6 protein-coding genes and 1 rRNA gene are annotated in these 6,152 nt (G+C 72.7%); all 7 read right to left on the reverse strand.

Going from position 1 to position 6,152, the window contains the following annotated elements; all coding sequences use genetic code 11:
* Positions 1-28: 28 nt before the first annotated feature.
* The gene (gene recN, locus ACFWQG_RS09090) at positions 29-1,804 is read right to left on the reverse strand and encodes a DNA repair protein RecN (RefSeq protein ID WP_378507265.1); all 1,776 of its coding nucleotides are present in this window, start codon (positions 1,802-1,804) and stop codon (positions 29-31) included.
* The gene (locus ACFWQG_RS09095) at positions 1,794-2,765 is read right to left on the reverse strand and encodes an NAD kinase (protein WP_378507266.1); all 972 of its coding nucleotides are present in this window, start codon (positions 2,763-2,765) and stop codon (positions 1,794-1,796) included. The genes recN and ACFWQG_RS09095 overlap by 11 nt, the downstream gene beginning before the upstream one ends.
* Entirely contained in the window at positions 2,762-3,577 is an 816-nt protein-coding gene (locus ACFWQG_RS09100) for a TlyA family RNA methyltransferase (protein ID WP_378507267.1), read from the reverse strand. The genes ACFWQG_RS09095 and ACFWQG_RS09100 overlap by 4 nt, the downstream gene beginning before the upstream one ends.
* A 1-nt stretch (position 3,578) precedes the next feature.
* Positions 3,579-3,800, reverse strand: coding sequence for a hypothetical protein (locus ACFWQG_RS09105; RefSeq protein ID WP_378507268.1), 222 nt, complete (start codon positions 3,798-3,800; stop codon positions 3,579-3,581).
* A 91-nt stretch (positions 3,801-3,891) separates the two neighbouring features.
* On the reverse strand, positions 3,892-4,857 hold the full coding sequence (locus tag ACFWQG_RS09110; protein WP_378507269.1) for an HAD-IIA family hydrolase: 966 nt from the start codon (positions 4,855-4,857) through the stop codon (positions 3,892-3,894).
* Complete coding sequence (locus tag ACFWQG_RS09115) at positions 4,854-5,975, reverse strand: hypothetical protein (protein WP_378507270.1); 1,122 nt, start codon at positions 5,973-5,975, stop codon at positions 4,854-4,856. Before ACFWQG_RS09115 ends, ACFWQG_RS09110 begins: the two co-directional genes overlap by 4 nt.
* An 84-nt stretch (positions 5,976-6,059) precedes the next feature.
* Positions 6,060-6,152, reverse strand: a 5S ribosomal RNA gene (rrf, locus tag ACFWQG_RS09120); the annotation flags it as partial.

The raw sequence follows: 6,152 nt of genomic DNA on the forward strand, positions 1-6,152 counted from the left end.
CGACCCGAACGGGTGACCCGAGCACCGGCTACGCGGTGCGCTCGGCGTTCGCCGTCGCGAGCAGCTCCTCGGCATGCGCCCGGCCGGTTTCGGTGTCGCCGAGGCCGGCGAGCATCCGGGCCAGCTCCCCCACCCGTTCGCTGTCCGTCAGCGTCCGCACACCGGAATCCGCGCTGCGGGCTCCGTCCACCTTGTCGACGACGAGGTGGGTGTCCGCGAAGGCCGCGACCTGCGGGAGGTGGGTGACGACGATGACCTGATGGGTCCGGGCCAGGCGGGCGAGACGACGCCCGATCTCGACCGCGGCGCGGCCACCGACCCCGGCGTCGACCTCGTCGAAGACCATCGTCGAGCCGGACTGCGCACCGGCGAGCACGACCTCCAGCGCCAGCATCACCCGGGACAGTTCGCCGCCGGATGCGCTCTTCCCGAGCGCCAACGCCGGAGCTCCGGAGTGCGCGGCGAGCCGGAACTCCACCTCGTCGACGCCTGCGCCGCCCGCGTGCAGCCGCACCCCGGCCACGTCGAGCGGTGCCGCGTCCTCGGCGGTCGCGGGGATCGGACGCACCGTGATCTCGAGCGTCGCCTTGCCCATCGCGAGACCGGCGAGTTCCGCGGACACCGCCTTGCCCAGCTTCACCGCTGCCTTCGCCCGCGCCTTGGACAGCGCCGCAGCGGCAGCAGCGACCGCGCCTGCCGCCTCGTCGACGCGGGCCGCGAGCGCGGCGAGTGCGTCCGCGGACACGTCGATCCGGCCGAGCCGCTCCCTCGCCTGCGCGGCCCAGTCCAGGACGCCGTCGACGTCCGCCGCGTACTTGCGGGTCAGCGACTTCAGTTCCGCCTGCCGCCCGAGCAGGGTGTCGAGGGCACCCGGATCGGCGGGCAGGTCCTCAAGGTATCCGGTCAGGTCCGATGACACGTCGGTGAGGACGGTGATCGCCTCGGCCAGCCGCGGCGCCAGCGCGGTCAGCGCCGGATCGTCGGACGAGTCGAGACGGGCGCGGGCGTCGCCGAGCAGGTCCAACGCGCCGGACGCGTCGGGGCCGACGTCCGAGCCGAGGTCGGCCGCGCCGACCAGCGCGGCCTGTGCGTCCGCCGCGGTCGAGCGCAGCGAGTCCAGGTCGCCGAGACGACGCACCTCCGCGACGATCGCGGCATCCTCACCGGGGGCCGGGTCGACCGCGTCGATCTCGTTCAACGCGAACTCGAGCCGATCCACCTCCTGCGCGAGTTCCCGGCTGCTGCGGGTGCGGTCGTCGAGTTCGGCGCGCGCCTCGAGCCACCGCGCCCGCAGGCCCCGGTACTTGTCGAGGAGGGAACCGACTGCGACGCCCCCGAACTCGTCAAGGGCCGCGCGCTGCTGATCGGGGCGCTGCAGCCTTAACTGGTCGTTCTGCCCGTGCACGGTGAGCAGCGGGGTGGTCAGCTCGGCGAGCGCCCCGGCGGGCACACTGCGCCCACCGAGGTGCGCGCGGGACCTGCCGTCGGCGCCGACGGTGCGCACCGCGATGAGGGTTCCGTCCTCGTCGCGTTCGGCGCCCGTGGAGTCGAGCAGGCGGTCCACCTCCGCGGCGGCGGCGGGAGCGACGTTCGCGGTGGAGAACCGGCCCTCCACGACCGCGCGCTCGGCCCCGACCCGGACCCGGCCCGCATCCGCGCGCGCACCGCTGAGCAGGTGCAGGCTGGTGACCACCATCGTCTTGCCCGCGCCGGTCTCACCGGTCAGGACCGTCAGCCCCTCGTGGAACCGGGCGCCTGCGCTGGCGATCGCGCCGAGGGAGTCGATCCGGATTTCAGTGAGCACCCCTGCTGTCTCCTTCCCCGCGACCGCCTCGGCCGCGCCACCCCCGCACCGGCAGGTCGAACTTGCGCACCATCCGGTCCGCGAACGGTGCCGAGTCCAGTCGAATCCACTTGACCGGGTCCGCGCCACGGACCACCTCGACGCGCCCGCCCGCAGGGACGGCCAGGGTGCGACTGCCGTCGCAGAAGACCACCCCGTCGTGGCCGCCCGCGAAGGTCTCGATCGCGATCAGCGATTCCGGGCTGGTGACGAGGGGCCTCGCGAACAGCGCATGCGCGTTGCTCGGAATCACCAGCAGCGCTTCAAGTTCCGGCCAGACGATGGGGCCTCCTGCGGAGAACGCGTACGCGGTGGAGCCGGTCGGGGTCGCCACGAGGACACCGTCGCAGCCGAACGACGACACCGGCCGGCCGTCGACCTCGAGCACCACCTCGAGCACCCCCAGCCGGGAGACGTTCTCGATGCTGGCCTCGTTCAACGCCCAGCCGCGGTCGACGATCACGTCGTCCACCCGGATCACGATGTCGATCGTCATCCGGCGTTCGACCCGGTAGTCCTGGCGAACGAGAAGTCCGAGCGCCTCCTCGAGGTGTTCAGCCTCGGTCTCGGCGAGGAACCCGATCCGGCCCAGGTTAATGCCGAGCACCGGAATGTCTGCGGCCCGCGCCAGTTCCGCGCCGCGGAGGAAGGTGCCGTCGCCGCCGAGGACCAGAACCAGCTCGCATCCCACCGCGGCGGCGGGCCCGGGCTCGACGACGGTCGGCGGGCGGCCGTCCGGCCCCCCGAGGTCGGGGCGGTCCGCGGGCTGCGGGCTGGTGTGGTCGGCTTCGGACGCGAGGACCCGCAGGCCGATACCGGCGTCGGCGAAGACCCGGGCGATCCGGCAGGTGATGTCGGTGATCTCGGCGCGGCCGGTGTGGGCGACGACGAGGATCTCGCGGTCGCCCCGCTGCGGGGTCACTGCGGGCCGTCCTCTACGGCGCGCCGCACGAGCTCCGCGACGTCGTCGGCACCGGGCTCGGCCTGCTTGCGGAGCCACAGGAAGAATTCGACGTTGCCGGAGGGCCCCGGCAACGGACTGGCCACGACGCCGAGTGTGCGCAGTCCCAGGGCGTCGGCGGCCCGGGCAACATCGAGCACGGCCTCGGCGCGCAGCGCCGGATCCCGCACCACGCCACCGGATCCGACACGCTCCTTGCCGACCTCGAACTGCGGCTTGACCATAGGGACCAGGTCGGCGCCGTCGGCCGCGCAGGCGACGAACGCACCGAGCACCAGCTTCAGCGAAATGAACGACAGGTCCGCGACGACCACGCCGACCTGACCACCGATCTGGTCCGGTTCGAGGGACCGCACGTTGGTCCGGTCGACGACGGTGACCCGGTCGTCGGACTGCAGCCGCCAGACCAACTGCCCGTATCCGACGTCGACGGCCACCACGCGGGATGCGCCCCGGCTCAGCAGCACGTCGGTGAATCCGCCGGTGGACGCGCCCGCGTCGAGGCAGCGCTTGCCCGCGACGGACAGCCCGTGCGGCTCGAATGCCTCGAGCGCGCCGAGGAGTTTGTGGGCGCCACGCGACGCCCACGACACCTCGTCGGTTTCCTCGGTGACGAGCAGCGGGGTTCCCGTTTCCACACCGGTCGCGGGTTTGACGGCGACCGCCCCGTTGATCAGTACCCGGCCGTCCGCGATCAGCTGTGCGGCGTGTTCCCTGGAGCGAGCCAGACCTCGCCGAACGAGTTCGGCGTCGACTCGTGCGCGCCTGGCCACCTCAGACCTTGTCCACTGTCTCGAGGGCCTGCACCAGGACGTCGTGGGCACGCTCAAGCACGTGGGCGTGCCGCGGTATGGCTCGGTGTCCGTCGGGGCTGTCGAGGGAGGCCGTGGTCAGCTCCGCGAGAAGGCCGTCGACCTCCGCGTGGATCTCCGCGGGGTCGACCGTCCGCGGCGGGCCCGGCAGGTGCTGTCCTGGCTTCGGTGTCGGCGTACTCATCGCGGTCAACGCTAGCCGATCGCCCCGGCCCCGCGCGCCTGCGGCGCCCGTGCGTGATTTTCACCCCGGTCGGGGTGAAAACCACGCACGGTCAGCGGAGCTGATCGACGCCGCGCACCTCGGTCACCTCGGGGGCGGCCCAGGCGGCGGCGAGGGCGGCACGCAACACCGATACCGCGTCGACGGTGCGAGCGGCGTCCACGGTGAGCACCGTGCCTGCGACGGCGGTGCGCACCTGCGGGTGCGGCGCGATGCGCAGCGCATCCGGAGCCTCGGCCAGCGCCGCGAGGGACATCGCGAGGTAGGTCGGGCGCTGCGCGGGGGGCGCGGCCAGCAGGTCGGCCGGGGTGCTGACGCCGGTCAGCACGAGCAGCGACTCAAGGCCCGCCTCGTTCGCCCCCGCGATGTCGGTGTCGATGCGGTCCCCGACCACCAGTGGCCGTTGTGCGCCGCTGCGCCGCACGGCGTCGTCCATCAGTGGGCGCGCAGGCTTCCCCGCGACCTCCGGTTCGCGACCCGACGCGGTCCGCAGTGCCGCCACCATCGACCCGTTGCCCAGGCACAGTCCACGCTCGGTCGGCAGCGTGGTGTCGATGTTGGTCGCCACCCAGTACGCCCCGGCCCTGATGGCGAGGGTTGCCTCCGCGAGGATCCGCCACGCCGTGTCGGGTGAGTGCCCCTGCACCACCGCGACCGGGTGGTCGTCGAAGCTGCGCACCGGGCGCAGCCCGACGACGCGGACCTCCTCGGCCAACGCCTCGGTCCCGACGACGAGCACCGGGGAGCCGGGCGGAACCCGCAGCGCCAACAACCGGGCTGCCGACTGGGAGCTGGTGACGACCTCGGATTCCGTTGCGGGAAAACCGAGTTCGTTCAGGTGTCCGGAGACCTCGCCGGGACTGCGACTGGCGTTGTTGGTGACGTAATACAGCCTCGGCCCGCCGTCGACCACCAGCGCCTCCCTGGCGCCAGGAATCGCATGGGGCCCCGCGTACACGGTTCCGTCCAGATCGAGGAGCAGCACGTCATGGTGCTCCCGGAGTGCCGATCGGCTCACTGGTCGCCGGATAGGTCGGCCACCCGCTCCTCGGCATCGGTGTCGCCGTCGAGGTCCGCCGCGGCCGAGTTGAGGAACCACTTCAACCCGTCCTCGACCCGACCAGCCGCGACGAGCGCATCCGCGTACGCGTAGAAGAGCCGGGCCGCGGTCGGGCCGGTCTTCGACGCGTCGAGTTCCGGGGTCTGGAGGGTCACCACGGCCTGGTCGGCCTGTCCCAGGTCCATCCGCGCCCCGGCAACGACGATCCGCAGCTCGGTGGCCTCGTCACCCGTGAGTGCGCGGGCCTCCTCGCTGCGGCCGAGTTCGATCGCGCGTTCCGGGCGGCCGAGACCGCGCTCGCAGTCGGCCATGACGGCGAGCAGGCCGGGCCCACCGGCCATGCGCCGCGCCGCCCGCAACTCCGACAACGCCTCCGCCCATTCGCCGGCGTGGTAGGCCACGATGCCCGCGGTCTCCCGGACCACCGCGACCCGGCCTGCGCGCTGCCGGGCGGCGCGAACATGGGCGAGAGCCTGCTGCGGGTCGTCCTCGAGCAGCTTGCTCGCCATCACCAGATGACGGGCGACGGTATTCGCATTCGACTTGTCGAGGCTGAGCAGGTCACGACGGACCGCGGGGTCGAGCTCGCCCGCCTGAATGTCCTCGGGTAGTTCCGGCTCGTCCGGACGCGCCGCCCGCCGCTCGGGGTAGACGCCGCCGTCGCGGGGCCGGGGCGCGAAGGCGCCTTCGCCGCCGCGCCGCTGGGGCCCGCCACCGCGCCGGTCGCCACCGGATCGGCGATCCGATCGGTTGTCGCCGCCTGCAGCGCGGTAGCCGCCGTCGGACCGGCGCTCACCGCGGGTGTCACCGCGCCCGGTCGATCGGTCACCGCCGGAACGGCGGTCGTCACCTGCGCGCCGGTCCGGCCTGCGGTCGCCGCCGCGGAACCCGCCCTCGGATCGGCGTTCCTGGCCGCGGTGGCCGCCGCCGTCCCGGCTCTCGCCGGTGTTCCTGTCTCGCCGGTGCCCGTCCTGAGCGTGGCCGCCGCGAGCGTTCCCGCCCTGCGAGCCGCCACCGCGACGCCGATCCCGATCGTCGCTTCCATACGAACGACGGTCTTCGTTGTTGTCCGCCACGACTTCTCCTTCGAAGACAACACTGGCACTGTCCATGAAAACACGAAAGGGGACCCAGTGACTGGGTCCCCTTTCGGATGTTATGTACGGCGGTGTCCTACTCTCCCACACCCTGTCGAGTGCAGTACCATCGGCGCTGGAGGGCTTAGCTTCCGGGTTCGGAATGGGACCGGGCGT

This window comes from Rhodococcus sp. NPDC058532, from assembly GCF_042719255.1.
Lineage (GTDB): Bacteria > Actinomycetota > Actinomycetes > Mycobacteriales > Mycobacteriaceae > Rhodococcus_G.

Bases quoted from the DNA above. Each gene is read 5' to 3' on its own strand.
- ACFWQG_RS09105 (WP_378507268.1), bottom strand. From the start codon at position 3,800: ATGAGTACGCCGACACCGAAGCCAGGACAGCACCTGCCGGGCCCGCCG.